Source organism: bacterium (assembly GCA_019637795.1).
Classification (GTDB): Bacteria; Desulfobacterota; Binatia; order HRBIN30; family CADEER01; genus JAHBUY01.
Window position 1 is genome coordinate 309,300 of record JAHBUY010000003.1, and the last position, 26,400, is coordinate 335,699.

General features: G+C 70.9%; 29 protein-coding genes and 1 riboswitch. Of the genes, 17 read left to right on the forward strand and 12 right to left on the reverse strand.

Features of this window, described 5'->3' with window-relative positions; translation table 11 throughout:
- Positions 1-55 precede the first annotated feature (55 nt).
- Positions 56-826: an alpha/beta hydrolase gene (locus tag KF840_11385; GenBank protein MBX3025496.1), complete on the forward strand. Its 771-nt coding sequence runs from the start codon at positions 56-58 to the stop codon at positions 824-826.
- Between the two features lie 13 nt (positions 827-839).
- Here KF840_11385 and KF840_11390 read toward each other — a convergent pair whose 3' ends face one another.
- Complete coding sequence (locus KF840_11390) at positions 840-1,667, reverse strand: alpha/beta hydrolase (protein MBX3025497.1); 828 nt, start codon at positions 1,665-1,667, stop codon at positions 840-842.
- A gap of 83 nt (positions 1,668-1,750) precedes the next feature.
- Between KF840_11390 and KF840_11395 the strand changes: the two genes are divergently transcribed.
- The gene (locus KF840_11395) at positions 1,751-2,329 is read left to right on the forward strand and encodes a histidine phosphatase family protein (GenBank protein MBX3025498.1); all 579 of its coding nucleotides are present in this window, start codon (positions 1,751-1,753) and stop codon (positions 2,327-2,329) included.
- Here the strand turns inward: KF840_11395 and nth are convergent.
- Positions 2,320-2,994, reverse strand: a complete 675-nt coding sequence (gene nth / locus KF840_11400; GenBank protein MBX3025499.1) for an endonuclease III — start codon at positions 2,992-2,994, stop codon at positions 2,320-2,322. The two genes, KF840_11395 and nth, sit on opposite strands and share 10 nt — an antisense overlap.
- A 125-nt stretch (positions 2,995-3,119) precedes the next feature.
- Here nth and KF840_11405 point away from each other — a divergent pair, with 125 nt between their 5' ends.
- On the forward strand, positions 3,120-5,468 hold the full coding sequence (locus KF840_11405) for a PBP1A family penicillin-binding protein (GenBank protein MBX3025500.1): 2,349 nt from the start codon (positions 3,120-3,122) through the stop codon (positions 5,466-5,468).
- A gap of 32 nt (positions 5,469-5,500) precedes the next feature.
- On the opposite strand, the gene KF840_11410 is transcribed toward KF840_11405, so the two are convergent.
- Positions 5,501-6,523, reverse strand: a complete 1,023-nt coding sequence (locus KF840_11410; protein ID MBX3025501.1) for a histone deacetylase — start codon at positions 6,521-6,523, stop codon at positions 5,501-5,503.
- A 269-nt stretch (positions 6,524-6,792) separates the two neighbouring features.
- Between KF840_11410 and KF840_11415 the strand changes: the two genes are divergently transcribed.
- The 3 genes from KF840_11415 to KF840_11425 are packed head-to-tail and all read left to right on the forward strand — an operon-like array spanning position 6,793 to position 9,496.
- Positions 6,793-7,128: a twin-arginine translocase TatA/TatE family subunit gene (locus KF840_11415; GenBank protein MBX3025502.1), complete on the forward strand. Its 336-nt coding sequence runs from the start codon at positions 6,793-6,795 to the stop codon at positions 7,126-7,128.
- A 27-nt stretch (positions 7,129-7,155) separates the two neighbouring features.
- On the forward strand, positions 7,156-7,917 hold the full coding sequence (gene tatC / locus KF840_11420; protein ID MBX3025503.1) for a twin-arginine translocase subunit TatC: 762 nt from the start codon (positions 7,156-7,158) through the stop codon (positions 7,915-7,917).
- A complete protein-coding gene (locus tag KF840_11425; protein MBX3025504.1) occupies positions 7,901-9,496 on the forward strand; it encodes an adenylate/guanylate cyclase domain-containing protein in 1,596 nt (531 codons plus the stop codon). The genes tatC and KF840_11425 overlap by 17 nt, the downstream gene beginning before the upstream one ends.
- Positions 9,497-9,523: 27 nt before the next feature.
- Here the strand turns inward: KF840_11425 and KF840_11430 are convergent, their stop codons facing one another.
- Genes KF840_11430 through KF840_11445 form a run of 4 tightly spaced genes read right to left on the reverse strand, consistent with a single transcriptional unit; the run spans position 9,524 to position 11,821 of the window.
- Complete coding sequence (locus KF840_11430) at positions 9,524-9,817, reverse strand: DUF4911 domain-containing protein (protein ID MBX3025505.1); 294 nt, start codon at positions 9,815-9,817, stop codon at positions 9,524-9,526.
- Positions 9,814-10,485, reverse strand: coding sequence for a YdcF family protein (locus tag KF840_11435; protein MBX3025506.1), 672 nt, complete (start codon positions 10,483-10,485; stop codon positions 9,814-9,816). Before KF840_11435 ends, KF840_11430 begins: the two co-directional genes overlap by 4 nt.
- Entirely contained in the window at positions 10,485-11,195 is a 711-nt protein-coding gene (locus KF840_11440; GenBank protein ID MBX3025507.1) for an SDR family NAD(P)-dependent oxidoreductase, read from the reverse strand. Before KF840_11440 ends, KF840_11435 begins: the two co-directional genes overlap by 1 nt.
- Positions 11,192-11,821, reverse strand: coding sequence for a cysteine hydrolase (locus KF840_11445; protein MBX3025508.1), 630 nt, complete (start codon positions 11,819-11,821; stop codon positions 11,192-11,194). Before KF840_11445 ends, KF840_11440 begins: the two co-directional genes overlap by 4 nt.
- Before the next feature lie 44 nt (positions 11,822-11,865).
- Here KF840_11445 and KF840_11450 point away from each other — a divergent pair, with 44 nt between their 5' ends.
- From KF840_11450 to KF840_11490, 9 genes are all read left to right on the forward strand, one after another.
- Positions 11,866-12,756, forward strand: a complete 891-nt coding sequence (locus KF840_11450) for a TIGR03619 family F420-dependent LLM class oxidoreductase (protein MBX3025509.1) — start codon at positions 11,866-11,868, stop codon at positions 12,754-12,756.
- Between the two features lie 115 nt (positions 12,757-12,871).
- Positions 12,872-13,819, forward strand: coding sequence for an outer membrane protein assembly factor BamD (gene bamD / locus KF840_11455; GenBank protein MBX3025510.1), 948 nt, complete (start codon positions 12,872-12,874; stop codon positions 13,817-13,819).
- Between the two features lie 161 nt (positions 13,820-13,980).
- Entirely contained in the window at positions 13,981-15,504 is a 1,524-nt protein-coding gene (locus tag KF840_11460) for a hypothetical protein (GenBank protein MBX3025511.1), read from the forward strand.
- A gap of 80 nt (positions 15,505-15,584) precedes the next feature.
- Positions 15,585-15,699, forward strand: a riboswitch (SAM riboswitch).
- A gap of 61 nt (positions 15,700-15,760) precedes the next feature.
- Positions 15,761-16,504: a HesA/MoeB/ThiF family protein gene (locus KF840_11465; GenBank protein MBX3025512.1), complete on the forward strand. Its 744-nt coding sequence runs from the start codon at positions 15,761-15,763 to the stop codon at positions 16,502-16,504.
- Between the two features lie 12 nt (positions 16,505-16,516).
- Positions 16,517-17,779 carry a threonine synthase gene (locus tag KF840_11470; protein MBX3025513.1) on the forward strand — a complete coding sequence of 421 codons (1,263 nt, stop codon included), beginning with the start codon at positions 16,517-16,519 and terminating at the stop codon, positions 17,777-17,779.
- 25 nt (positions 17,780-17,804) lie between these two features.
- Positions 17,805-18,080 (forward strand): MoaD/ThiS family protein, encoded by a 276-nt coding sequence (locus KF840_11475; GenBank protein MBX3025514.1) that lies wholly within the window; start codon positions 17,805-17,807, stop codon positions 18,078-18,080.
- A 4-nt stretch (positions 18,081-18,084) separates the two neighbouring features.
- Positions 18,085-19,065, forward strand: coding sequence for a pyridoxal-phosphate dependent enzyme (locus KF840_11480; protein ID MBX3025515.1), 981 nt, complete (start codon positions 18,085-18,087; stop codon positions 19,063-19,065).
- On the forward strand, positions 19,062-19,337 hold the full coding sequence (locus KF840_11485; GenBank protein ID MBX3025516.1) for a hypothetical protein: 276 nt from the start codon (positions 19,062-19,064) through the stop codon (positions 19,335-19,337). The genes KF840_11480 and KF840_11485 overlap by 4 nt, the downstream gene beginning before the upstream one ends.
- Positions 19,338-19,339: 2 nt before the next feature.
- Complete coding sequence (locus KF840_11490) at positions 19,340-19,978, forward strand: hypothetical protein (protein ID MBX3025517.1); 639 nt, start codon at positions 19,340-19,342, stop codon at positions 19,976-19,978.
- 42 nt (positions 19,979-20,020) lie between these two features.
- Here the strand turns inward: KF840_11490 and KF840_11495 are convergent, their stop codons facing one another.
- The 5 genes from KF840_11495 to polA form a co-directional block, all read right to left on the reverse strand.
- Entirely contained in the window at positions 20,021-20,284 is a 264-nt protein-coding gene (locus KF840_11495) for a hypothetical protein (protein ID MBX3025518.1), read from the reverse strand.
- Positions 20,284-20,793 carry a hypothetical protein gene (locus tag KF840_11500; GenBank protein ID MBX3025519.1) on the reverse strand — a complete coding sequence of 170 codons (510 nt, stop codon included), beginning with the start codon at positions 20,791-20,793 and terminating at the stop codon, positions 20,284-20,286. The genes KF840_11495 and KF840_11500 overlap by 1 nt, the downstream gene beginning before the upstream one ends.
- An 11-nt stretch (positions 20,794-20,804) precedes the next feature.
- Complete coding sequence (locus KF840_11505) at positions 20,805-21,374, reverse strand: zf-HC2 domain-containing protein (protein MBX3025520.1); 570 nt, start codon at positions 21,372-21,374, stop codon at positions 20,805-20,807.
- 64 nt (positions 21,375-21,438) lie between these two features.
- A complete protein-coding gene (locus KF840_11510; GenBank protein ID MBX3025521.1) occupies positions 21,439-22,008 on the reverse strand; it encodes a sigma-70 family RNA polymerase sigma factor in 570 nt (189 codons plus the stop codon).
- A 60-nt stretch (positions 22,009-22,068) separates the two neighbouring features.
- The gene (polA, locus tag KF840_11515; GenBank protein ID MBX3025522.1) at positions 22,069-24,678 is read right to left on the reverse strand and encodes a DNA polymerase I; all 2,610 of its coding nucleotides are present in this window, start codon (positions 24,676-24,678) and stop codon (positions 22,069-22,071) included.
- Between the two features lie 223 nt (positions 24,679-24,901).
- On the opposite strand from polA, the gene KF840_11520 reads away from it, so the two are divergent.
- Both KF840_11520 and KF840_11525 read left to right on the forward strand, forming a co-directional pair.
- The gene (locus KF840_11520) at positions 24,902-25,630 is read left to right on the forward strand and encodes an ATP-binding cassette domain-containing protein (protein ID MBX3025523.1); all 729 of its coding nucleotides are present in this window, start codon (positions 24,902-24,904) and stop codon (positions 25,628-25,630) included.
- Entirely contained in the window at positions 25,627-26,400 is a 774-nt protein-coding gene (locus KF840_11525) for an ABC transporter permease (GenBank protein ID MBX3025524.1), read from the forward strand. The genes KF840_11520 and KF840_11525 overlap by 4 nt, the downstream gene beginning before the upstream one ends.

The window sequence follows — 26,400 nt, forward strand, 5'->3', positions numbered from 1 at the left end:
CCGAGCCCTACCGCAGCGAAACATTGAAGGCTACTCTACGGGCGTGGCCCTCGACATGACGGACGTCACATCGATTCCCGCTCCCTCGCGCCGGCTGTTGCTGCTCGAGGGGCGAGCGCTGCTCGAGCTGGCGGCGCTGCTGCCGGCCTACCCGGTGCTGCGCCGCGCCCCGGCCGGCGACGGCCATGCGGTGCTCGTCCTGCCCGGCCTGATGGCGAGCGACTTCTCCACCCGCGCGTTGCGCCGCTTCCTGCGCGACAAGGGGTACCAGGCGCACGGCTGGAAGCAGGGCCGCAACCTGGGGCCATCAGAGGCGCTGATCGCGGCCATGGTCCAGCGGCTGACGGACGTCCACCGCCGCAGCGGCCGCCGCGTCAGTCTCATCGGCTGGAGCCTGGGCGGCATCTACGCCCGCGAGCTGGCGCGCGCCATGCCGGACCTGGTGCGGCAGGTGATCACCCTCGCCAGCCCCTTCCGCGACCTCGACGCGGTGAACGTGCCGCGCTTTCTCCAGGGCCGGGCGCGCCGCCGCAACCCGGTGGGCGACGATGCCCTGGTGCGCGCCCGCCTGCGGGCGCCGCTGCCGGTGCCGACGACGGCGATCTTCAGCCACAGCGACGGCATCACCGCCGGCGAGAGCTGTCGCGCCGACGCCGCGCCGCGCACCGAGAACCTCGAGGTCGAGAGCAGCCATCTCGGCATCGGCCACCACCCGGTGGTGCTGCTGACCATCGCCGACCGGCTGGCGCAGCCGGAAGGGTCCTGGCGCCCCTTCGTACCGCCGCGCGGCTGGCGCTTCCCGCTGGTGCCGCGGGTCGTCGCGTAGCCCCGCCGTCGCGTCAGCGGACGCGCCGCAGGTGCTCCGTGATCGCCTGCAGCCAGGCGGCGGGGTTCTCGATCTGCGGGCTGTGCGCCGCGTCGGGGATGCGCACCAGGCGGGCGCCGGGGATGCCGGCCGCCAGCTCGTGCGCCGGCGCCAGGAACCCGGCGTCCTGCTCGCCGACGAGGACCGTCGTCGGGCAGTCGATCTCGCCGAGGCGATCGGTGAGGGGCTGCTGATCCAGCAGTTCCAGGGTGAGCACCGCGAACGCCTCGGGATCCATCGCCGTGAAGCGGCGGTGGCGGCGCTCCCAGTAGGCCTCGCCCCACTCGGCTGCGAGCCGGCGCTCGGCGGCTGGGCGGTCGGGCTCGTCGCCGGCGCGGGCGCGCAGCAGGGCCGCCAGGGTCGCCATGCCGTCCGAACGCGCGATCGCGCCGGCGGCGGCGAACGCGGCCCGCGGCATGCGGTCGGGGGCGCGCGCCGCGGTATCCATCAGCACCAGCGAGGCGACCCGCTGCGGATGGGCGAGCGCGAAGCGCAGGGCGATCATGCCGCCCATCGAGTGTCCGAGCAGATCGCAGCGGCCGATGCCGCGCGCCGCGAGCAGGCCGGCGAGGTCGTCGACGAGCTGCGCGAACGAGTAGCCCCCCGGATCGCCGGTGTTGGTCGAATCGCCGTGGCCGCGATGGTCGTAGATGACGGTGCGCCCGAGCGCGACCAGCGCCGGCAGACGCTCGCGGAAGTCGTCGCGGAATCCGGTCAGACCGTGCACGAGCACCAGCGGGCGATCGCCGGCGCCGAGGTCCTCGTAGGCGAGCTCGACTCCATTGACGGTGACGGCGGGCATGGGCGCACTGTACCGGGCCCCACCCGCGGCCGCCATCGCATCTTGCCTCGCGCCCGGCCGACTGCGAGGGTCGGCGCGCGGCGATGGCGATCTTCCTCATCCGACACGGCGAGACGGCGCTGAACGCGGCGCGCGTCGTGCAGACGCCGGAGACGCCGTTGAGCGCGCGCGGGCTGGCGCAGGCCGACGCGCTGGCGCGGCGGCTGGCCGGCGAGGGCGTGACGGCCATCCTGTCGAGCGATCTGCCGCGCGCGGTGATGACGGCGGAGAAGATCCGCCAGGCCTGCGGCGCGCCGCTCACCCTCGATGCGAGCCTGCAGGAGCGGAACTTCGGCGACGCCCGCGGCCAGCCCTACAGCGCGCTGGGCGTGGACATCCTCTCCTCGACCTACGAGCCGCCGGGCGGCGAGTCGTGGACGGCGTTTCGCGCCCGGGTCGAGACCGCCTGGACGCGCATCGTCGCCGCGCACGCGGCGACCGGCGGCAACCTGGCGGTCGTCACCCACGGCCTCGTCTGCCACGTGCTCGCCGACCGTCACCTGCAGCTCGCCGCCGAGACGCCGCGCGGCGCCTGGCACAACGCCTCGTTGACCGTCGTCGACGCCGCGCCGCCGTGGACCGTCCGCGTGCTCAACTGCACGCGCCATCTCGATCAGCCCTGAGGGGCGCGGGCGGCGCGCCGCCGGCGCTCGCGCTGGGCGCGCGCCCGGCTGGCGGCCCAGGAGCAGATCGGGCAGCGGGAGAAGTCGTGGCCGCGCGCCGGACAGTGCTGGCGCCCGAAGTAGATCATCTGCAGGTGCAGGCGATTCCACGCGGCGGGCGGGAAGAGACGGGTGAGGTCGCGCTCGGTGCGCTCGACGCTGCTGCCGTTCGACAGCCCCCAGCGCGCCGCCAGGCGGTGGATGTGGGTGTCGACCGGGAACGCCGGCTGGCCGAACGCCTGCGACATCACGACGCTGGCGGTCTTGTGGCCGACGCCCGGCAGCGCTTCGAGGGCGGCGAAATCCTGCGGCACGCGGCCGCCGTGTCGCGCCACCAGTTGCTCCGCCAGGGCCTTCAGATTCTTCGCCTTCGACGGCGCCAGGCCGCAGGAACGGATCAGGCCGAGGATCTCGTCCACCGACAGCCGCGCCATGGCGCGCGGCGTCGGCGCCCGCGCGAACAGCGCCGGCGTGACCAGATTGACCCGGGCGTCCGTGCACTGCGCCGACAGCACCACCGCCACCAGCAGGGTGAAGGCGTCCCGGTGGTCGAGCGGGATCGGCACCTCCGGATAGAGCTGGTCGAGGATGGCGCTGATGCGTCGGGCCTTGTCGGCGCGGGTCATCTCGACGGCCACTACCACGTTGGGAGAGGGCGGCGCAGCGTGCCCGCCGCGCACCGTTGCGACGATCAGGGCGCGGCCCGACGCTTGCTTGACATCATCGGGACCCCCGCTATCGTCGAGGCGCCATGGCGGTGACACGCACCCGGCGACGCCGGTTTCTCGCGGTGCGCCGCCTCCTGCTCGGCGCGATCGCGGTCGCCGGGTTCGTCGCGGTGGCGGTGGGGGTGTTCGTCTACCGGCAGTTCATGGAGACCCTGCCGCCGATCCAGGCGGCGGTCGACTACCAGCCGCCGACGACCACCCAGATCTTCGCCGCCGACGGGTCGCTGATCGGCGAGTTCTACTCGCAGAAGCGCTACCTCGTCCCGCTCGACCGCATCCCGCTCTACGTCCGTCAGGCCTTCATCTCGGCCGAGGACGATTCCTTCTACGAGCACCGCGGCGTCGACGCCAACGGCATCCTGCGCGCCTTCGTCAACAACCTCGTCGCCGGCGGCAAGGTGCAGGGCGGCAGCACCATCACCCAGCAGGTGGTGAAGACGGTGTTGCTGACGCCGCAGAAGAGCTACGAGCGCAAGCTGAAGGAGATGATCCTCTCGACCCGCCTCGAGCGCGAGGTGTCGAAGGACGACATCCTCGCCCTCTACCTGAACCACATCTACCTCGGCAGCGGCGCCTACGGCGTCGCCGCCGCCGCCGACGAGTACTTCGGCAAGGACATCGGCGACGTCACGCTGGCCGAGGCGGCGCTGCTCGCCGGCCTGCCGCAGGCGCCCAGCCGCTACTCCCCGTACCGCCACTGGCCGGACGCCAAGGCGCGCCAGCGCTACGTGCTCAACCGCATGTACGAGGAGGGCTACATCGATCGCGAGACGCGCGACGCGGCGATCATCGAGCCGATCGCGCTGTCGAGTCGCAAGGGCAGCTTCCAGGCCGCGCCGTACTTCGTCGAGCACATCCGCCGCCTGCTCGAGGAGCAATACGGGCGGACGGTGCTCTACGAGCTCGGGCTGCGGGTGAAGACGACGCTCGACCTGCGCATGCAGAACGAGGCGGAGGGCGCGCTGCGGCGCGGCATCGAGCGGCTGACCGCCGAGCACGACAGCTATCACGGCGCCTACCGCGCGATGTCGCACGAGGAGCGCAACACCTACCTGCGCCTGCAGACGGCGGCGTTCCGCGGCATGGAACGCCCGGAGGCGGGCTTCAGCTACGAGGCGCTGGTCTCCAGCGTGCGCGGCAGCAGCGCCCGGGTGCAGGTCGGACCGTTCGCCGGGGATCTCGTGCTGCCGACCTCGCCCACCGGCAAGCAGGCGAAGCTGGGGTTGATGGACCTCGTGCGCGCCCGGCCGATCGAGGAGGACGACGGCGGCGACGGCAAGCTGCGCTTCGAGTACGATGCGAGCCCGCTGCTCGAGGGCGCGTTGATCGCCATGGAGCCGGGCACCGGGTACGTGCGCGCCCTGGTGGGCGGCTACGATTTCGATCGCAGCCACTTCAACCGCGCCATCCAGGCGCGTCGGCAGCCGGGCTCGGCGTTCAAGCCGCTGGTCTACGCGGCGGCGCTCGATCGCAACTTCACCCCGGCGTCGGTGATCGTCGACGAGCCGATCTCCTACAAGGACAACGGCCGGATCTGGTCACCGCAGAACTTCGACCGGAAGTACTACGGGCCGACGTCGCTGCGCGAGGCGCTGACCAAGTCGCGCAACGTCGTCACCGTGCGCCTCGCCGAACGCATCGGGCTCAACTACCTCACCGGCTATCTGCCGCGTTTCGGCCTGCCGGGACCGATTCCGCGCAACTTGTCGATCTCCCTCGGCACGCTCGAGGTGACCCCGCTGCAGTTGGCGGTCGCCTACAGCACCTTCGCCAACCAGGGGCAGCGGCCCGTCCCGATCATGATCAGCGAGATCACCGACGCCGAGGGCCAGGTGTTGGCGCGCAACGAGCCGGACCTGACGCAGGTGCTGCCGCCGACCACCGCCTACCAGATGACCAGCATGCTGCAGGACGTGGTGCGCCGCGGCACCGGCACCGCGGCCCAGGGGCTGAGCCAACCGACGGCCGGCAAGACCGGCACCACCAACGATCTCGAGGACGCGTGGTTCGTCGGCTACACGCCGCAGTTGCTCGCCGTGGTCTGGATCGGCTTCGACAACAAGCGGCCGCTCGGCCCCAAGTCCACCGGCGGCCACGTCTCGGCGCCGATCTGGAAGGACTTCATGGCGGCCGCCCTGAAGGACGTCCCAGAGGGCCAGTTCCCGGTGCCGAACGGGCTGAAGTGCGTGAACATCGATCCGCAGACCGGCACCCGTGCCGGTGCCGGCGGCGCGCCGTACCTGGAGTGCTTCCGCGAGGGCAGCGAGCCGCAGCCGGGTGCCGTGCCGGCGGTGCCGCCGGTGCAGATGGCGAACGACGGCGGAGCCACCCGCCAACCGTCGACGCTCGAGTTCATGCGGAAGGACTACTGAGCGCCCGGACCGCGCCGGCGCGCGGTCCACGCCTACAGCGCGCGCCAGTGGTCGCCGTGCTGGCGCTTGACGGCGGCCAGGAGCGGGCCGGCGTGGCTGGGCGGAAGGGGCGGCGGCGGCGGCAGGGCGCGGCCGCAGAAGACGTCGAGCACCGCCTCCACCGAGTCGCGGGTGCCGCGCAGGTCGTAGCCGCCCTCGAGCACGGCGACCAGGCGGCCGCCGCAGACCCGATCGGCGACCTGGCGCAACGCGCCGGCCATGCCGGCGAAGCCGTGCTCGGTGACCGCCATGCCGCCGAGGGGATCGCGGCGGTGCGCATCGAAGCCGGCGGAGACGAGGATGAGCTGCGGCTCGTATTCGAGCGCCAGCGGCACCACCACCGCGTGGAAGGTTTCGAGGTACTCGGCATCGCCGAAGCCGCCGGGAAACGGCAGGTTGACGGTGAAGCCCCTGCCCTCGCCGCTGCCCACCTCGTCGATGCCGCCGGTGCCGGGATAGAAGGGCCAGCGGTGGGTCGAGACGAACAGCACCTCGGGCTGGCGGGCGAAGGCCTGTTGGGTCCCGTTGCCGTGGTGCACGTCCCAGTCGATCACCATCACCCGGTCCAGGTGATGGCGGGCGCGCAGATGGGCGGCGCCGATGGCGACGTTGTTGAACAGACAGAAGCCCATGGCGCGCTCGCGCTCGGCGTGATGGCCGGGCGGCCGCACCAGGGCGAAGCCGTTGCGCAGGCGGCCCGCCATGACCTCGTCGAGCAGCGCCAGGAGGCCGCCGGCGGCGAGGCAGGCGGTCGCGAACGACTGCGCCGACACCGGCGTGTCGGCGTCGAAGGCGTCGTGGGCGTGGCGGGCGGTGCGCGCCACGCGCTCGAAGTGGCCCTCGCCGTGCACCAGCACGATGTCGTCGCCGGTCGCCGGCCGCGGCGGCACGTGGACCACGTCGGGACGCTCGCCGATCGCCGGCAGCAGGGCGGCGATGCGCTCCGCCCGCTCGGGATGCCCGTGACCGGTGTCGTGCGCCATGTAGCGCGCATCGAGGACGACGCCGGTCTGCATGTCCCGTGAAAACCACAGACGGACGCGGATGGAAACACGGGAACACGGATGGACACCGACCCCGCCCCCCGCCCGCCGATGGACACCGAAGCCCAGGCCACCCAGGGGCCGCCGGCGTGGATGGGGATCTCCGTGTTCATCGGCGGGTGGGGGGCGGGGTCGGTGTCCATCCGTGTTCCGACGGCGCCGGCGCCGCGCTCGCATGATCCCCGTTGACGATCTCCGTTGATTGACTCCACCCGCCGGCGGCTCTAGTCTCCGAGAGCGTCATGTTTGGCATCGGTATGCCGGAGCTGCTCGTCATCCTCGTGGTGGCGTTGGTCGTGCTCGGTCCCAAGCGGCTGCCCGAGGTCGCCAAGGCCCTGGGCAAGGGCCTGGCGGAGTTCCGCAAGGCGACCGCCGACCTGACCGAGGAATTGCGCGGCGCGCAGACCATGATCGAGCGCGAGGCGCGCGAAACCGATCGCGCCACCCGGCCGCCCGCGGCCAGTCGACCGATGCCGGCCGGCGTCGAGCAGCGCGTCGAGCCGGCGCCCGCGGCCGCGCCGGCGAGCGAGGCCGTCGAGCCGGTGGTCGCGCCGGTCGGTGACCCTCCGCGCGACTGAACGCCGGCCCCCCACGCAGCGGCACCGATGTCCGACGTCCAGATGCCGCTCACGGCGCATCTCGAGGAGTTGCGCTGGCGGCTCATCAAGGCGCTGCTGGCGATCACCGTCGCCTTCATCGCCGTCTACAACTTCTCGGACCTGCTCTTCGAAGTCCTGACGCGGCCGTTGATCGGCTTGCACGACGGCTCGGTGCAGTTGATCGGCACCGGCGTCACCGAGGCGTTCTTCACCAAGCTCAAGGTCTCGGCGATCGCCGCGCTCTTCGTCGCCAGTCCGGTGATCTTCTACCAACTCTGGATGTTCGTCGCGCCGGGTCTGTACGATGCCGAGAAGAAGTACGCCCGGCCGTTCGTGTTCTTCGCCACCGTCTTCTTCGCGCTCGGCGCCGCCTTCTGCTACGTGGTCGTCTTCCCGGTCGGCTACCGCTTTTTTCTCGCCGAGTACGCGACGATCGGGGTGTCGCCGTCGATCCGCATCAGCGAGTACCTGTCGTTCACGGCGCGCATGCTGCTCGCCTTCGGCGTCACGTTCGAGCTGCCGGTCGTGACGTTCTTCCTCGCCCGCCTCGGGATGGTGACGCACCGGAGCATGCTGCGCTACTTCCGCTATGCCGTGCTGGTGATCGTCATCGTCGCGGCGGTGCTCACGCCGGGCCCCGACGTCGCGTCGCAGATGCTGATGGCCGGACCCCTGCTGGTGCTGTACGTGCTCAGCATCGGCGTCGCGTACGTCTTCGCGCGCGCTCCGGCTCCCGCCGCCGAGGCCGCCGATGACAGCGCGGAGTGAAACCGTCCCGCGCTGGACCCTGCTCGCCATCGTCATCGCCCTCGGCGCCAACACCCTGGCGTCGGCGATGACCCGCATCACCATCGACCTGATGCGCAGCCGGACGCCGTTCGCCGAGGCGGTGCGGCTGCAGGACCTGCGGATCCTGCCCTACTATCAGGCGATCGCGTACGCCGTCGCGACGACGGCCGTGCTCGCCTACCTGTGGCCGATCTTCGCGTTCTTCCGCTGCGACGCGGCGCAGACGGCCCCGCCGGTGGTGCAGCGGCGGGCGCTCAACGCCCCGGCGGTGGTCGCCGGCATCGGCCTGCTGCCGTGGCTGCTGAACATCGTCGTCTATCCGACCGCCACCCTCCTCACGTTCGGCGCCTGGAAGCCGGAGCTGGCCTCGCAGCAGATGCTGTCGCCGGTGGTGAACGGCTTCCTGGCGGCGACCACGACCTACCTGCTGCTCGACTGGCTGTTCCGCGCCATGGTGCTGCCACGCGTGTTCCCCGCCGGGCGCCTGGTGGAGGTCCCGGGCTCCTGGGCGCTCGGCGTCCGCGCCCGGCTGCTGATCTTCCTCATCGCCGTCGCCTTCGTCCCCCTGTTCACCATGCTCGGGCTGATCCGCGCCGCGGCGACGCGGATCGGCGCCGGCGGCGACATCGCGACCGTCGTGCCGGCGCTGACCCACGCCGGGGAGGTGACGTTTCTCGTCTTCGTCGCCCTCGGCATGGCGTTCACCGTCATCCTGGCGCGCACCTTCACCCTGCCGCTGACCGAGATCGCGCAGGCGCTGCGCCGTCTGCGCCGCGGCGACCTGACGACGCGCCTGCAGTCGACCGCGAGCGACGAGCTCGGCGTCCTGCAGGACGGCGTCAACGCGATGGCGGAGGGTCTGCAGGAACGGGAGCGCATCCTGCAGACCTTCGGCCGCGTCGTCGAACCGGCGGTGCGCGATCGGCTGCTCGCCGGCGACCTGCGGCGCGGCGGCGAGGAGCGCTTCGTCACCGTGCTGTTCGCCGACCTGCGCGGGTTCACGGCCCTCGGCGAACGGCTGCCGCCGGGCGAGGTGGTGGCGATCCTGAACGAGTACTTCTCCGCCGTCGCGAGCTGGGTGCGGGTCGAGGGCGGCCACGTCGACAAGTTCATCGGCGACGGCATCCTCGCCGTCTTCGGCCTGTTCGGCGACGGCGACCTACCGGCGCGGCGCGAATCGGCGGCGGCGGCGCTGCGCTGCGCCCTCGGCCTGCCCGCCCGCCTGGCGGCGCTGAACGCGGCGCGCGCGGCGAGCGGCGCGCCGCCGCTCGCCCTCAGCATCGGCCTGGCCAGCGGCGTCGTCATCGCCGGCACCATCGGCGCCGAGGACCGCTACGAGTACACCGTGATCGGCGACGCGGTGAACGTCGCCGCGCGCCTGCAGGAGGCAGCCAAGCAGCGCGCCCACCCGCTCCTCGCCACCACGGTGACCCGCCAGCTCGCCGCGGACGGCGGCTTCGCCAGCGCGCTGCAGGAGCTGGAACCGGTCGCGGTGCGGGGGCGGAGCGAGCCGGTGGACGTGGTGGGGATTCAGAACAGGGGCGCGGCGGAGGGCTGACGACCGCGCGCGTTCGCGCGGCGGCCCTCACTCGCCGGAGGAATCCTCCATCAGCGCCAGCAGCCAGTCGTCGCCGGCGCCGGGCGGCGGGGGGATCACCTCGCAGCCGATGCGGCCCTGCAGGTCGGCGACGATGCCGCGGGCGTCGGCGAGGAAGTCGCGACTGATGAGGGCGACGATGACCGCGGCGCGGCGATCGAGGGTACGGACGATGCCGACGCCTTCGTAGGATTCGAAGATGAACTTCACCAGCGCGATGTCGATCGGCGCGACGCGCAGGAAGATCGGCTCGAGACCGCCGACGTCCGCCATCGCGTTCATGCCGGCGTCGGCGCCGGGGTCGCGGCGTCGGGGACGGGCGCCATCTTCCAGCGATCGAGGAGGAGAAAGGTGAGCAGCTTCTGGTACTCGATCACCACCCGGCGCGTGCTCGGACGGTCGCGCCACCACCCGGCGGGTTGGAAGTCGTCGTCGCGCGCCCCGCGAACGATGATCTCCAGCCGTCCGGCGGCGAGATGCCGATAGATCCGCGCCGCCCGGGTCGAATGGTACTTCGAGGTGACGATGAGGATCGAGCGGTAGCCGTGGGCGATGGCGTCGCCGAGCACGACCTCGGCTTCGCTGTAGGTGCTGCCCGCCGGTCGATCGAGCACGGTGATGGCGTCGGCCGGCACGCCGAGCTGCTCGGCGACCGAGCGGTTGAGCTCGAACAGCCGCGGCACCGTCACCCCGAGTGACCGCAGCCGCGCGAAGCCGGCATTCTCCGGTTCGCGGCAGAGGATGATGCGCGGCGCCCAGCCCTCGCGGTAGAGCGTCGCCGCCTCGATGATGCGATCGGGGTACGAGCCGGTGAGGACGACGATGGCGTCGGTCCGCCGCAGCGGGTCGTCCTCGACCAGGAAGCGGCCGGCGGCGGCGAGCAGCGGCAGCGCCGCGACCGCCAGCGCGAGCAGCGCCAGGCCGACGACCGCGAGCGCCCGCCAGCGCATCACCCCGCGCACCGGGCCAGCGCCCGCTCGAGCGCGGCCAGGATGACCCCGGCGGAGTCGGCAGGAGTGGTGACGCCGCGGTTCCACGGGATGCCGAGCGCGGTCCAGGCGCGCGCCGCGGCCGGCAGGTGGATCGGGTCGGAGCGGCTGCCGAAGTCCGTCCCCTGGGTGGGACCGATCTCGACGTGCAGCACGCGCACGCCGCGCTCCGCGTATTCGCGGTCGAGCGCGATGCTGGCGGCGTGCAGCGCCGCCTTCGACGCCGCGTAGAGCGTCAGATACGGCCACCCGGCGGCGCTGGCCGAGCCGACGTTGAGGACGACGCCGCGCCCGGCGTCGAGCATCGCCGGCAGCGCGGCGCGGGTCACCAGCAGCGCGCCGATCAGATTGGTGTCGAGGGTCGCCTGCCAGACCGCGGGGTCCGACTCGAGGAACGGTTCGACCTGACCGATCCCGGCATTGTTGATCACGGCATCGACGCGGCCGGCGGCGGCGATCAGCCGCTGCGCGGCGGCGGCACTGGCGACGTCGGCCACCACCGGGATGAGCGCCGAACCGAGCTCCTCGGCGAGCGCCGCGAGACGATCGGCGGAGCGCGCTGCCGCGACCACGCGCGCGCCACGGGCGACGAGCGCAGTCGCCAGCGCCCGGCCGATGCCGCTCGAGGCGCCGGTGACTACGACGACCGCGCCCGCCAGTGGATGGCTCATACGGACGCCGCCTGCAGCGCGGCGAGCACGGCGGTGGACGAGGTCACCGTCGACAGCAGCGGCAGGATGTTGGTCACCGAGAAATCGTGCCAGGCATCGGGAAAGCCAGCGCAGCAGTCCTCGATGACGAACATCTCGAAGCCGCGGTTCACCGAGGCGCGCACCAACCCCTCGACCGCGAGGTTGGTCGACACGCCGCAGACCAGCAGGGCGTCGCGGCCGAGCATGCGCATCACCGGGTAGAGCTGCGTGCCGTAGGAGCCGTCGATGCCGATGGAGCGGGTGAAGACGAAATCGCGCTCGTCGGGCGTGACCGCGGCGTGCGTCTGCGCCCCCCAGGTGCCCTCGATGAGGGTCGGCGTCGCGCCGGTGCGGCGATGCAGCAGGGTGCGCGGGCGCGGGAAGTCCGGCTTGCGCGCGTAGTTGACGTAGCCGACGGGGACCGCGGCGGCGCGCGCTGCCGCGGCCAGCGCCTGCGCCTTGCCGAGCACGCCGCGCTTCTGCACCTGGGCGGCGAGGATGCCGCGGAAGCCGGGGGCGCCGACGTTCGATTCGTGGACGATGTCGTTCTGCAGCTCGACCAGCAGCAGCGCGGCGCGACGCACGGGCAGTTCGAGCTCGCTCATGATGCTTCCCGGCCTCGGCTAGCAAATGGTACTGCTGCGGCGCAATGCGGCGCGCGCTCTCCTTCGGCATTGGCCTCCCGGTGGTGCAGCAGGTGCCGACGCAGACCCAGGCGTGGGAGGGCGACGCCGGGCCGGAGGAGATCGTCGCCGTGGCCCGCGCCGCCGACCGCCTCGGCTACGCCTGGGTGACGTGCAGCGATCACGTCGCCGTCCCCGCCGCCTATGCCGCCAGCATGGGCGCCACCTGGTACGAGCCGGCGACGACGCTGGCCTTCGTCGCCGCGGCGACCCAGCGCGTGCGGCTGATGTCGCACGTCCTGGTGCTCCCCTACCGCCATCCCCTGCTGGCGGCGAAGCTCTTCGCCACCCTCGACCGGCTGTCCGGCGGTCGGGTCATCATCGGCGCCGGCAGCGGTCACCTGAAGCCCGAGTTCCGCTCCCTCGGCATCGATCACGCGACCCGCGCCGCGATCAGCGAGGAGTACCTGGAGGCGCTGGCGGCGGCGCTGGCGAACGACGTCTCCAGCTTCAGCGGCCGCTTCGTCCGCTGGCGCGACATGATGGTGTCGCCGCGGCCGCTGCAGCAGCCCCGCCCGCCGTTGTGGATCGGCGGCAACACCCCGGCGATGGCCGAGCGCGCCGGCCGCTGCGGCGACGGCTGGGTGCCCTGGCAGATCACGCGCGAGGACTTCGCGGCACAGGCGGCGCAGGCGCGGGCGGCACATCGCGCCGCCGGGCGCGGCGGGACCTTCACGGCGGTCGCGCCGGTGGCCGCCGGGCGGGTCGAGGATCCGGCGCAGTTGATCGCCACCGCAGCCGCGTGGCGCGACGCCGGCGCCGACGCCGTCCACCTCGGGCTCACGCACGACAGCCCCCGCCATCTGATCGAGCTGCTCGAATTGGTCGCCGAACGGGTCCTGCCGGCATTCCACTAGCCCGGGCACGCGCGTGCCCCTGGCGCGGCTGGCGCCGCCCCCCTGGCATTCGCCCCCCGCTGCCCGCTGACCGGTCGACTTTGCGGCGTTCCGCGGCTTGCTGCATAGTTGCCCCATGCGAAGGGCAACGATGCTGGTGGTCGCGACGGCGGCCGCCGCGATGGGCGCCGGTTGCGGGCCGAAACAGCAGATCAGCGCCGCGGAGTATTACAACACCGCGGCCGAGAACATGCGCCTCGGTTCGTACACGCAGGCGATCCAGGGCTACAAGTCGCTGCTCGACGAGCACCCGTTCAACGAGCACAGCGAGGAAGCGGAGCTGGAGATCGGCGTCGCCCAGTACAAGGACAACGCCTGTCCCGAAGCGAGCGCGTCGCTGACCGACTTCCAGCGGCGGCATCCGACGAGCCCCTACCTGCCCTTCGTCGGCTACCTCCTCGGGCAGTGCGCCGAGCTGCAGATGCGCACCGCCGACCGCGACCAGAGCGCCTCGCAAAACGCCCAGGCCTACTACCAGGCGCTGATCCAGCAGTATCCGACCAGCCCATACGCGCTGCTGGCGCGCGACCGCCTCGCCTACGCCCGCGAGACCCTGGCGACGCACGAGCTCGACGTCGCCAAGTTCTACGAGCACCAGAAGAACGACCGCGCCGCCGAGATCCGCATCATCGACCTGGTGAACCGGTATCCGGAGACGGACGTGGCCGGACAGGCGCTGCTCGATCTCGGCGCGCTGTACGAGCGCGTCGACGATCCCGACAAGGCCGTGCTGGCGTACACCGCGGTCGTCTACCACCACCCGGACCACGAGGCGGCGCGCCAGGCCGAGGAGGCGCTCGACCGACTGGAGAAGGACCACCCGGCGCCGAGCGGCGACCCGCTCGTGTTGCTGCGCGCCGAGACCGGGCGCACCCGCGATCTGGCGGCGACGCAGGCAGCGCCGAAGCCGGTCCAGAAGAGTCAGCGCGGTGGTCCCCCGCCGGCCGGCACCGGATTCGGCCTCCCTGGCGGCGCCGGGCCGTTCGGTGGCCAGGGGGCTGGGCCGTACGGCGGCCGCTACTGAGCGCGGCCGCACTCCCAACGATTCCAGGCCTCAGGGTGGCGGTTCCGCATTGACTGTCGCCCCCCCGCTGCCGCAGAGTCTGCCTGGCCGGTGGGCGGCGGTAGCGGATCCGACAGCGACCACGGCTCCGGGGCCGTGCGGAATCAGCTCAGGGGGGCGCAATGCGACGAGCAGTTGGGGTGGTGTTGGCATTTGCAGTGGCGATCTGGTGTCTGCCGGCGATCGGCATCGACACCACGCTGCGCTTCGGCCGCCTCGTCAAGATCAGGGACAAGGACGGCACGGCAGGCGACCAGGTCATCGTCAAGTTCGTGAAGGAATCGGGACTGATCACCACCCTGCCGAGCCCCCTGTGCCCGGCGGCATCGACGGTGCGGCTGAAGACCGACACGAAGGACCTGCTCATCGACCTCGACTGCAGCTTCTGGTCGGCGAGCGGCGGCAGCGGCTACGCTTACAAGGACGCGAGCGGAAGCGCCGGCGGCGTCACCACGATCAAGCTCGCGAGCAAACCGACCGGCGGCAAGCTGCTGATCAAGCTGAAGGGCGACGGCTACGGCGTCGACGCGATCAGCGGCCCGATCGGCTTCCTGGAAGTGCAGATCGTCGCCGACGGCGGCGGCTACTGCGGCCGCTTCGCGCCGCCGAGCTCGCCGTTCATCAAGAACGACCCGGACCAGATCCTCATCAAGGGCCCGTCGAGCGCGTGCCTGCAGCCGACGCCGACGATCACGCTCACGCCAACCGTCACCGAGACGCCGACGCCGTCGCGGACGCCGACGACGTCGAGCACACCGACCATCACCCTGACCGCCAGCGCGACGGCGACGGCGACCATCACCCTGACCCCGTCGTCGACGCGCACGGCGACCTTCACCGTGCCGCCCGGGAGCACCGCGACGGTGACGCCCACCCTGGCACCCGCCACCGCGTTCCGGGTCGACTCCCTCTCGCTGCGCGATCCGCATCTCATTCCGCTGCTGTTCGGCGTGAGCTGTTTCGATGTCACCGATCCGCCGGGCGTCGCGAACCTGTCCGCCAATGGCCAGATCGCGACCCTCATCGGCGGCGATTCGGACATGGATGGGCTCTTCGATCTCAGCCTGTTGGCGCTGTTCCGTCCGCTGCAGCAGCCGCCGCTCCCCGGCGCCGACATCCAGGTCACGCTCGGCGACTGCACGACGGCCGACGTCTGCAGCCTGGGCGCCAACACGCCCTCGACCGTGACCTACGGCAACCAGGGCAGCGGCTCGTGCGGGGCGCCGCTGCCAGGCACGAGCGGGATCAACAATGCGACCCCGTACAGTCCCCCGATCACCAACTCGGGCGCCCCGTGCTTCGGGACCGATCCCGCCACGATCACGTTCCCGATCGGACTGTTCGAGCTGCCGCTCGAGGACGTGCGCGCGTCCGGCACCTACGTTGGCGGCCCCCCCGCCAACCAGATCATGAACGGCTTGTTGGTTGGCTTCCTCAGCGAAGCGGCGGCGGACAACATCTTCCTGCCCGACGACCCGACCTTCCAGCTCGTCGGACTGGCGGGGAAACCCGTCAGCGTCGCGCTGCCGGGTGGCACCGGCAACTGCGCCTCCCACACCGCCAAGGACATCGGACCCGACGGCGTACCGGGGTGGTACTTCTACCTCAACTTCACCGCCCATCAGGTGACCTGGAGCGGACCGTGAGGGCGCCACGGTCGTCGAGAGGGCGTTTGTTGACACTGCGGAGGACGCCGGCTTAGATCGCCGCAGCGAAGTAGACACATACCTTATCCAGAGTGGCTGAGGGACTGGCCCGACGAAGCCACAGCAACCGATCGGCGAGCGATACGCAGCCGATGCAGGTGCTAATTCCAGCCGGGAGACCCGGGGAGATAAGGCGAGAGCGAGCACACGTTCTGGCCTCTGCCCCGGTGGGCAGAGGCTTTCTTTTTTGGACCTGATGAACGGACGAGGTTGGACATCCGACAGCGAGCGGCTGGCGTCGGCGCGGACGATGGTCGTCGGCCTCGGCGCCTTGGGGTGTCCGGCGGCGCGGGTTCTCGCCGCCGCGGGCGTCGGCACCATCGCGCTCGTGGACCCGGATCGGGTGGAGCTCTCGAATCTGCACCGACAGCCCTTGCACACGACGGACGCCATCGGCGAGCTCAAGGTCGCCTCCGCGGCCGCTGCCCTGCAGCGGGAGTTCCCGAACCTCCGGCTGGAGGCGCACGCGGTCCGGCTCGAGGCGGCGAATCTGCCGGAGCTGTTCGCCGGCGTCGATTTCGTGATCGATGCCACTGACGGCGCCGCCAGCAAGTTCCTCATCAACGACGGCGCCGTCCGCATCGGGACGCCCTTCTCGCACGCCGGCATCCTCGGGTTCCTCGGCCAGACGATGACCGTCGTGCCGGGCCGGAGCGCCTGCCTCCGCTGCCTGTTCCCGGAGCCGCCGAGCGAGGCGGAGGATGTCTCGTGCCGCGACGCGGGGGTGATCGGCCCGCTGGCCGGAGCCATCGGCGCCATCCAGGCCGGGGAGGCGATCAAGCACCTGACTGGTCGGGGCGAGCCACTCCTCGACCGGCTGCTGACCATCGACGCGCGCAGCGGCGTCTGGAGGCGAGTGCGGCTGTCGCGCAGTCCCCGCTGCCCGATCTGCGCGCCAACCGTCCGGCGGCGTCTGGATGCCGCGGATGCGGCGCGATAAGGGAGAGGGTCCATGGCCTACGTTCTGGGGCTGCGCTGCCGCGAGTGCGGCGCCGACTACCCGCACGAACCGTTGCACGTCTGCGAGCAGTGCTTCGGCCCGCTGGAGGTGCAGTACGACTATGCCGCCATCCGGCGCGTCGTGAGCCGTGAGACCATCGCGGCGCGGCCGCGCAACCTCTGGCGCTACCGCGAGCTGCTGCCGGTGCTCGCCGACCCGGTGGTGGGGCCGCACTCCGGCTGCACACCGCTGGTCCGGGCCGATCGGCTGGCGGCGGCGCTGGGCGTGCGCGAGCTGTACGTCAAGGACGACTCGGTCAATCATCCGACGTTTTCGTACAAGGACCGGGTCGTGTCGGTCGCCATCTCCAAGGCCATCGAGCTCGGGTTCGACACCGTCTCCTGCGCCTCGACCGGCAACCTCGCCAACAGCGTCTCGGCGCATGCCGCCCGCGCCGGGCTCAACTGCTTCATCTTCATTCCCGACGATCTCGAGCAGGGAAAGATCCTCGGCTCGGCGATCTACGGCCCGCACACGGTGGCGATCCGCGGCAACTACGACGACGTCAACCGCCTGTGCAGTGAGATCGCCGACAAGTATCGCTGGGCGTTCGTCAACATCAACGTCCGTCCGTTCTATACCGAGGGCGCCAAGACCTACGGGTTCGAGATCGCCGAGCAGCTCGGCTGGACCTTCCCCCAGCACATCGTGGTGCCGACCGCCGGCGGCACGATCCTGCCGAAGATCGCCAGGGCCTTCAGCGAGCTGCAGGAGCTCGGGCTGGTCGACGCGCCGCTGCCGAAGATCTACTCGGCGCAGGCCGCCGGCTGCGCGCCGGTGGTGCACGCGATGCATCGCGGCACCGACCTCATCGAGCCGGTGAAGCCCGACACCATCGCCAAGTCGATCGCCATCGGCAATCCCGCCGATGGCTACTACGTGCTGCAGGCGCTGCGGGAATCCGGTGGCTGGGCGGAAGCCGCGACGGACGCGGAGATCGTCGACGCCATCCACCTGTTGGCGCGCACCGAAGGCATCTTCACCGAGCCCGCCGGTGGCACCACCGTGGCGGTGACCCGCAAGCTGATCGAACAGGGACGCATCCCGCGCGACGAGTCGATCGTCATCAGCATCACCGGCAACGGCTACAAGACGCTCGAAGCGGTGCGCGACAGCGTCGCGTCACCGGTCGTGATCAACGCCAGGCTGCAGGAGTTCGACCATCTCTTCGACTCGCTCACCCCGCAGGCGCGCCGTGCCGCCGGCGACGCGTGAGCGCGTGCTCGCCAGGAGGATCCCCATGCCCGCCAAGGTCCGCATTCCCACCCCGCTGCGTCGCTTCACCGGCGGCGCCGAAGAAGTCGGCGCCACCGGCGCCACCGTCGGCGCCGTGGTCAGCGATCTCGAACGCCAGTTCGCTGGCATCAGAGAACGCCTGTGTGACGAGGAAGGACGCGTCCGCCGCTTCGTCAACATCTACCTCAACGGTGACGACATCCGCTTCCTCAGCAATCTCGAGACGGCGGTGAAGGACGGCGACGAGCTGTCCATCGTGCCGGCGATCGCGGGAGGCTGAGGGAATGGCGGGGGCAGCGACGCGTGTCCCGCTGCCCGAGGGCGCCGCGCGCCGCGGCTCGATCCTCGAACTGGTGGGGCGGACGCCGCTCCTCGACGTCACCGCGCTCGCGGGCGGCGCGTCGCCGCGCGTGCAGGTGTACGCCAAGCTGGAGGGCTTCAACCCCGGCGGCTCGGTCAAGGACCGGGCCGCGCTGTGGATGGTGCGCCATGGTCTGGCGACCGGCGCGCTGGCTCCGGGCAAGACGATCATCGACTCGACCTCGGGCAACACCGGCATCGCGCTGGCGATGATCGGCGCCGCCCTCGGCTACCCGGTGACGCTGGTGATGCCGGACAACGTCAGTCGGGAGCGCAAGCGGATCATCAACGCCTTCGGCGCCGAGGTCGTCTACAGTAGCGGCCTCGAGGGATCCGACGGGGCGATCCTCAAGTGCCGCGCCCTGCTCCACGAACAGCCGGAGCGTTACTTCAAGCCCGACCAGTACTTCAACGCCATGAACCCACAGGCCCACTACGAAAGCACGGGCCCGGAGATCTGGGAGGCGACGGAAGGCCGGGTCACGCACTTCGTGGCCGGCATCGGCACCGGCGGCACGATCATGGGCACCGGGCGCTATCTCAAGGCGCGCAATCCGCGCATCCAGGTCATCGCCGCCGAGCCCGACGACGCGCTGCACGGCCTCGAGGGCCTCAAGCACATGGCGACGTCGATCGTGCCCGGCATCTACCACGAGACGGAGCTGGACGGGAAAGTGCCCGTCCCCACCGACGCCGCCTACGACCTCGTGTACGAGCTCGGCGCGCGGCACGGGTTGATCGTCGGCCAGTCGAGCGGCGCCGCCCTGTACGCCGCGCGGCGCATCGCCCGCGACATCGACGCGGGCGTGGTGGTGGCCATCTTCCCGGATTTCGGCGACCGCTACCTGAGCACGAACCTGTGGACGGGATGGGCGAAATGGCAACGACACCACCCGCGCGCATGAGCCCGACGCGGGCCGGCTCGCCGATGGGCGATGCCGCGAGGCGCGAAGGGACCGCATCCACCGACCCAGCGCGCCGGATCATCGAGCCGGCGATCCGCGCGAACGGCGCGCAGGACGCGCTGCGCGCCGTCCGCGGCGCCACGGTCCCCGGCACGATGGGGCCGGTGGCGCCGCAGCCGGAGCGGACGCGCCGTGAGAGCAATCGCGGCATCGCCTGGCGGTGCGGCCGCGCCGCCGCCGGCGAGCCGATCGAGCACGGCGACATCGAGTGAGGATGGCGCTGCGCGACGCCGAGATCGAGCGCTACAGTCGCCAGATCATCCTGCCGGAGATCGGCGGCCGCGGGCAGGAGCGGCTGCGTGCGGCGGTGGTCGCACTGCACGGCACTGGCGAGCTCGCCACCATCGCCGCCCGCTATCTCGTCGGCGCCGGCGTCGGCGTCCTGCATCTCGACGCGGCCGGGCTCGCCTCGTTGGGCGACGACCTCCGGCGGCTGAACCCCGAGGTACGGGTCGATGAACGGCCGCGCGCGGGCGCGGCGACCGCGATCATCGCCGCCGATCTGGCGTTGCCGGCACTCGATGCCTGCGTGCGCGAGGCGCGCGCGCAGGCGGTCCCGTTGACGGCAGCGGCATGCGCCGGCGACGCCGGCTGGTTGCACGCGGCCAGCGGGGACGGCTGCGCCGGCTGCACCGCACGTGCCGTCGCGTCGATACCGCGGGCGCCGGAAGCGACGCGCCTGGCCGCGGTCGCGACGGGCGTGCTGGGCTCGCTGCTGGCGCTCGCGGGACTGGAATGCGCGCTCGGGCTCGAGCCCCCCGCCTCGCCGCTGCTGTGGTTCGCGGCAGAGACGTCGATGCTCACGCCGCGATCGTACCCGCGCCGCTCCGACTGCGCCGCCTGCGGGCCATAGCGCGGTACGCCGTCACGCTGGCGCGCCGCGCACGTGCACTGATCAGCGCGGCAGCGCGAGCTCGAGGTGGATGCCGAACACCTGATCGAGCAGCAGGTGCACGACGAGCAGGACCGTCAGGAGCAGACCCAGCGCGGCGAGACCGATGCCGGCGAGCACCACCAGCGCCAGCAGCGAACCCAGTGCCAGCGGCGGCGCCAGCCAGCTCGGCAGCGCAGACAGCGCGTCGCCGAAGCCGATCAGTCCGCGCAGATCATGCCAGCGCGTGCTCGCCTGCTCCCACAGGCCGGCCCCCGCCTGCGCCATCACGGCTGCGGCACGCCGGTGGCGACGTTGGCACTGGCGCGGAGCGGCAGATCCTGCGCCGGCACGGGGCGGGTGCGGGCGTTGATGGCGAAGATGAGCACCCCATCGTTGTAGCGCGGACCCGCAACCAGGAAGGTGCCGTTGTTCTTCAGGGACAGCACCGTGTTCAGCAACGGCCGCGAGCCCTGGATCAGCATCAGGCTCAGCGACACGCGATCGCCCTGGACACCGCGTGGAATGATCACCAGATAGCGCTGCCCGGGAAGCATGAACTGCTCCTCCCGGCGCCAACTGGCGCGGCGTCGCTCAGCCTGCACCAGACGATAGGACGAGAATGGGAACAGGGCCCGAAAAGGCTGCTTCAGCGGTCGCAGCGCCGGATCGAATCCCTTGTCGGAGTTGCCGGCGAGAACGGTGTCGATTCGCACCTCGACGCCCTCTTCGGGCGTGCTCAACACCTCGGCGGCGCCAGCCCCTGCCATCACCAGACAGCCGGCGACCAGCAGCACCGCGCGCGCGATCACTCCGCCGCTCCCAGGTCGTCGGCGACGTGCTCGATGGCGCCGGTGGCATCGTCCATGATCCAGAGCATCGTGGTATTGGTTTCCGGCTCGGTGACCAGTGCCACCGAATCGACGCTGCTCTGCATGGAATCCAGCTTGGCGGAGTTGTCGATCTTGGGCCCGCGCGCGGTCGCGACCTGCTTGGCTGCCGGCACCATCTCGCCCCCGCGCTGCACCACGATCAGTGCCAGGAGCGCGGCCGCCGCGAGGCCGGCGAAGGCGGGACCACGAATGCGCCAGCCGGCTCGCGCCTCCTCCCACCAGGTCACCCAACGCTCGTGCCACGAGGGAGCGCGGCCGGAGAGGCGGGGCGCAACACCGGCCCAGACCTGACCGGGATCGATGGTGTCGACCAGCTCGTTGATGTGAAGCGAAATCGACTCCTGCAACTGCTCGAGATCGCGCAACTCGTGCTCGCACTCCGAACACCGCGTGCTGTGCAGCGCCACGGCTCGCATCTGGCGCGCTTCGAGCTCGCCGTCGAAGAAGAGCGGCAGCAGCGGCCTCGCCTCGCGACACGTGGTCATCGCTGCTCCCTTCGCGCCGCACTCGCTGCGGCGCCGGGCCATCCCAGGATGCTGCCGGTCGCGCTCACAGCAGATCCTTCAGCTTGTCCTGCAGCTTCTTGCGGGCATAGTGCAAACGGCTCATCACCGTGCCCTTCGAGCACTGCATGACTCGGCTGATGTCTTCGTAGGAAAGCCCTTCGACTTCGCGCAAAAGTATGACGGCTTTGTGATCGGGGGTCAACTCGCCGATCGCTTGCTGCATGCGCTCCGCGATCTCCCGCGAGCGCGTCTGCTGATAGGGATCCGCCAATCGCTGTTCCGGCAGCGCCGCTTCGATGTCCTCGCCGCCACCGGGACGATCCGCCAGTGACACCGTTCCATGCCGCCGGTCGCGGCGACGGAAGTCGATGCCCAGATTGACGACGATGCGGTACAACCATGTGTAGAAGCTCGATTCGCCCTTGAAGCGGTCTAAGTTCTCGTAAGCTTTGACAAAGGTCTCCTGGGCCAGTTCCAGGGCATCCTCGCGGTTGTGGACCATGCCCATCGCCACCGCCAAGATCTTTCGCTGATACCGTTCGACGAGCTCGCGGAAGGCCTCCTTGTCACCGCGACGGCTCTCGCGAACCAACTCGCGATCGCTACGTTCCACGATGACAACCCACGGCCATAGACGGCATGCCCGAGCGCGTATTCAGCGCCGCGCGCATATTCAGTGGGCCTCCGCCCAGTTGTGGCCCACGCCGAGGTCGACTCGTAGCGGGACCGCCAGCGTCATCACCCCTTCCATCTCCTCGCGCACCACGGCGGCCGTCCGTTCACGATCCTCTTCGGTCACTTCGAGCAGCAGCTCGTCATGCACCTGCAGGATCATTCCCCCGGCCACCTCCTCTTCCGCCAAGCGGCGGTCGATCCGTACCATCGCCAGCTTGATGAGGTCCGCTGCCGACCCCTGAATGGGCGTGTTCGCGGCGACCCGCTCGGCGGCCTGCGCCACGCTCCGTTCCCGGCTGCGCAGCTCGGGAATGGCCCGCCGCCGGCCGAGAATGGTGGTGGCATGGCCGCATGCCCGCGCCGACGCCACGACCCCTTCCATGAACTGGCGCACGGCCGCGTAGCGGGCGAAGTAGCTCGCGATGTATCCCTGCGCTTCAGCGAGCGGGATGCCGAGCTCGCCGGCCAGCCGCTGCGGCCCCATGCCGTAGAGGATGCCAAAGTTGATCACCTTGGCGGCACGCCGCTGATCGGCGCTGACCAACCCGGGGAGGACGTTGAACACCTCCGCGGCCGTGCGGGTGTGGATGTCCTGGCCGCTGGCGAACGCGTCGATGAGCGCTGGGTCGCCAGAGAGATGCGCCAGGATGCGCAGCTCGATCTGCGAGTAATCGGCGGCGATCAGCACCGAGCCCGGCGGGGCCACGAAAGCGGCGCGAATGCGGCGCCCCTCCTCGCCGCGGATCGGGATGTTCTGCAGGTTGGGCTCGCTGGAGCTCAGACGGCCAGTGGCCGCGCCGGTCTGATTGAAGCTCGTGTGGAGACGACCGGTGGCCGGATTCACCGCTTCCGGCAGTGCATCGAGATAGGTCGACTTGAGCTTCGACAGGGCGCGGTAGTCGAGGATCTTGGCCGGCAGCGGGTGCTGGGCGGCGAGGCGGGTGAGGACATCGACGTCGGTGGACAACCCCGTCTTGCCGCGCTTCACCCCCTTGGTGGAAAGCTGCAGCCGCTCGAACAGGATCGTGCGGAGCTGCGGCGGCGAGTTGATGTTGAACTCGCCGCCGGCGAGCGCGTGGATGTCGTGCAGCAGCGCGTCCATGCGCTCCCCGTACTCGGCGCCGAGGCGGCGCAGATGCTCGACGTCGACCAGCATGCCGCGACGCTCCATCGCCGCCAGCACGCGCACCAACGGCATCTCGACCTCGTCGAGCAGACGCGTCAGCTCGCCCGCCGCCAATTGCTTGCGCAGCCGCTCGGCGAGCGGCCGCAGCAGGGTCACGCCGGCGGCGGCGCCGTCGGGCCCATCCCGATACGGCGGCGGGCGCTCGCCCAGCAGATCGGCGGCGAGGCGCTCCAGCGTCGGCGCGGCGGTGACGTCCACCAACGCGGCGGCAATGGCGACGTCGAAGAGTCGCCCCGGCAGCGGGAGCCCGGCCGCCGCCAGCGCCAGCAGATCGCGCTTCAGGTCATGGCCGAGCGTCTCCATCCCGGGGGTCGCCAGCCCAGCGCGCGCAACCGCCAGGGTCTCCGCCGGGCCCAGAGGCACGCGCACCGCGCCGCCGGCGCCAGCGCTCATCACCAATTCGCCGGCGGGCGTGGTCGCGGGTGGGCCCGCGGCGCACAAGGTCGACAGCCCCACCCACCCGGCGCGCCCCGCCTCGGCGAAGAACGCGGCGACCTCGCCGGCCGACTCCAAGCGCCGCAGGTCGACGGTGAGCGCCGGAGCCTCGGCGGCGAGCTGGCGCAGCAGGCTCTCGAAGCCGAGCTCGGTGAAAAGCGCGCGCGCCGCGTCGACATCCGGGCTGCGGGCCCGCAGATCCTCGAGCGCGACGCTGAGCGGCACGTCGTGGCGCACCTGCACGAGCCGCTTGCTGAGCCGCGCCGCGTCGGCCTCGGCCGAGAGGCGGGCCGCGACCGCCTTGGCGCCGCGCAGCGGAAGCTGGGCGACCGCTTCGAGGTGATCGAGCACGCCCTCGACTGAACCGAACGCGCGCACCAGGGCGGTTGCCGTCTTCTCGCCGATGCCGGTGACGCCGGGGATGTTGTCGCTGGCGTCGCCCATCAAGGCGATCACGTCGCCGACCTGGGCCGGGGCGACACCGAACCGCGCCTGCACGGCCGCGACATCGATCCAGCGATCGCGCATGGTGTCCCACAGCCGCACCGTCGGTCCGACGAGCTGCATCAGGTCCTTGTCGGCCGTCACCACCACCGCCTCCAGGTCGTCGGCGGCAAACCGGGTCAGCAGCGTCGCGATGACATCGTCCGCTTCGACCCCCTCGACCCGCAGGGTGGGGACGCGCAGCGCGCTGACGACACGCAGGATGTCCGGCAACTGGGCCGCGAGATCACTCGGCATTGCCGGCCGGTGGGCCTTGTAGTCGGCGTAGATCTCGTCGCGAAACGTCTTACGCGCCGCGTCGAAGACCACTGCCAGGTAGTCCGGCTTGGCGTCGTTCAGCAGCTTCAGCAACATCGTCGTGAAGCCGTAGACGGCATGCGTGGGAAGGCCCGAGGGGCCGGTCAGCGGCGGCAGGGCGTGGAACGCACGGTAGACGTAGGAGCTGCCGTCCACCAACACGAGACGCGGGCGAGGTCCGGACATGATGGTGGGCGGCGACGCTACCAGACCCCCCGCCGGGCGGCAATTCAGGCGCCCGGCGGCGCTCAGCAGCGCAGGGGGCCCCCACCGGCGACAGAGGCCCGCCCGTTGGTGACAGAGGTCCGCCTTGACAAGTAGTTTGCCCCCGCCTAAATGCGGCCCATTTTTTCTGTCTGACGGTGAATATCGAGAGGGGATCCGCCGTCACAGGCGATCGGTTCAGGCGATGATCGAGGTTCGCGAGCTGACGAAGCGCTACGGAGACCTGGTCGCGGTCGATCGCGTCTCCTTCACCGCCCGCAAGGGCGAGGTGGTCGGATTCCTGGGCCCCAACGGGGCCGGCAAAACCACCACGATGCGCATCATCACTGGATTCCTGCCCGCCACCCAGGGAACGGTCAAAGTCGAGAACTTCGACATCTTCGACGATTCGCACGAGGTGCGGAAGCGCACCGGCTACCTGCCCGAGAACCCGCCGCTCTACGCCGACATGACGGTGACGAGCTATCTGCAGTTCGTCGGCCGGATCAAAGGCATCCCGCGCGCCGCGCTCGATGACGCGGTCGACCGCGCCCTACAGCGCTGCGGGCTCACCGGCGTGACCCGGCGGGTGCTGGGGCACCTCTCGAAGGGCTACCGACAGCGCGTCGGCCTCGCCCAGGCGATCATCCACGAGCCCAGCGTGCTCGTGTTGGACGAGCCCACCATCGGCCTCGACCCGCGCCAGATCGTCGACATCCGTGCCCTGGTGCGCGAGCTCGCGGCCGAACGCACGGTCATCCTCTCCACCCACATTCTCCAGGAGGTCGTGCAGATCTGCCAGAAGGTGGTGATCATCAACGAGGGGCGCGTGGTGGTCGAGGAGCAGATCGACACGCTGACGCAGGGGGCGACGCTGGAAGAGGTCTTCATGCGCTACATCAGCCGCGGTCGCGGCGAGGAGGCGACGGCATGAGGAACATCCTCGCCATCGCCGCCAAGGACCTGCGCTCGCAGTTCGTCTCGCCGATCGCCTACGTGGTGCTCACGGGTTTTCTGCTGCTCGGCGGCTGGTTCTTCTTCAACCTGCTGGCGCGCTTCAACGTCCTGCTCAACCTCTATCTCAGCTTCCGCAACCCTGAGGCCATGCAGCGGCTGAACCTCAACGACTTCGTCATCGCGCCGCTGCTCCACAATCTCTCGGTCATCCTCGTCATCCTCGTGCCGGTGATCACCATGCGCAGCTTCGCCGAGGAGAAGCGCAGCGGCACCTACGAGCTGCTGATGACCTCGCCCCTGTCGGTCACCGAGATCGTCCTCGGCAAGTTCTTCGGGGCCTTTGCCTTCGTCTTCTTCATGCTGCTGCTCACCGGCATCTACCCGCTGATCCTGGTCCTCTACGGCAATCCGGAGATCGGCGTGCTGCTCAGCGGCTTCCTCGGCCTGCTGCTGCTCGCCACCGCGTTCGTCGCCGTCGGGCTGCTGACCTCGTCGTTCACCGAGAACCAGATCATCGCCGCCGTGAGCTGTCTCGTCGCCCTGCTGCTCCTCTACGTGATCTCCTGGCCGGCTGACACCGCCGGCGAGACCATGGGCGCGGTGCTCAAGTACGTCTCGCTCACCGAGCACTTCTCCGAGTTGGTGAAGGGCGTGATCGACACCCGCGACCTGGCGTACTTCGGCAGCGTCATCGTCCTGGCGCTGTTCCTCACCCAGCGCTCGGTCGAGTCGCTGCGCTGGAGGTAG